Source organism: Streptomyces fuscigenes (assembly GCF_021556455.1).
In the GTDB taxonomy this organism is placed as follows: Bacteria; Actinomycetota; Actinomycetes; order Streptomycetales; family Streptomycetaceae; genus Streptomyces; species Streptomyces fuscigenes.
In genome coordinates this window covers 1-1,209 of the sequence record NZ_JAKGCV010000777.1, presented here as the reverse complement: position 1 = coordinate 1,209, position 1,209 = coordinate 1, and the positions used below count along the sequence as shown (strand labels likewise).

Sequence of the window (1,209 nt, the reverse complement as noted above, 5' to 3'; positions counted from 1 at the left end):
GCCCCCGGGAGGCCCGCCGGGAGGCCCGCCGGGAGGCCCGCCGGGAGGCCCGCCGGGAGGCCCGCCGGGAGGCCCGCCGGGAGGCCCGCCGGGAGGCCGGGTCCGGCGTGCGCGGGTGGTGGGACCCCCTGGCGGGGTGGGGGAAGTGTTCACGCTTCCACCCTGCGCGGGCCGCGGCGGGCGGAGTAGTCTGCTCTTGCTTGTGGCAGTAACAAGCACCACTTGTCACACTTGCTGTCCCGCGGGCGCCCGGCCACCCGGCCCGGGCGGCCGCGGAGGAAAGACCGGCTCATGCTCAGCACGCACGTCCCCGACCTGGCCGACCTCCAGACGCTGGCCGCCGTCGCCAGAACCGGCAGCCTGCGGCTCGCCGCCGCGGAGCTCGGCGTCTCCCAGCAGGCCCTCTCCCAGCGCGTGCGCGCACTGGAGGGACGGGTCGGCTTCCCCCTGCTCAGCCGGGGCCCGCGCGGCTCGCACCTGACCGCAGCCGGCCGGCTCGTCGAGCAGTGGGCGACACGCGTCCTGGACGCCGCGGCCGAACTGGACGCGGGCATCACCGCCCTGCGCACCGACCGTGCGGGACATCTGAAGGTCGCCGCGAGCCTGACGGTCGCGGGCCACCTGCTGCCGCGCTGGCTGGTCGCGCTGCGGGACCAGCAGCGCCTGACGGGGACGCCGGCCACGAACGTCGAGCTGGAGGCGACCAACAGCGTCGCGGTCGCCGAGGCCGTGGAGAGCGGTGCGGCGGACGTCGGCTTCGTGGAGGGCCCCCGCGCGCCGCTCGGGCTGCGCTCGCGGACGGTCGCGCGCGACGAGCTGCTGGTCGTCGTGGACCCGGGGCATCCGTGGACGCGCCGCAGGTCGCCGGTGTCGGCGGCGGAACTCGCCGCGACCCCGCTCGTCACCCGCGAGGCGGGCTCGGGAACGCGCGAGGCGCTGGCCGCCGCACTGGCCGCGGCCGTTCCGGGCGCCCCGCACGCGGCACCGGTCCTGGAGCTCGCCGGCACCGCCTCGGTGAAGTCCGCCATCGCGGCGGGCGCGGGCCCCGGCGCGCTGTCCTCCCTCGCGGTCGCCGACGACCTGACGCTGGGCCGGCTGCGCGCCGTCCCCGTGTCGGGCGTGAACCTGGTCCGCGACCTGCGGGCCGTGTGGGCGGGCGGCACCCAGCCCCCGCGCGGCCCGGCCCGGGACCTGGTCGCGCTGGCGGCC

Annotated in this window: 1 protein-coding gene; it reads left to right on the top strand. The window is 78.8% G+C overall.

Annotated features, from left to right (window positions below; genetic code table 11):
* Positions 1-291: 291 nt before the first annotated feature.
* A partial coding sequence (locus tag L1885_RS28485) for a LysR family transcriptional regulator (RefSeq protein WP_235800023.1) occupies positions 292-1,209 on the top strand: 918 nt, incomplete at its 3' end.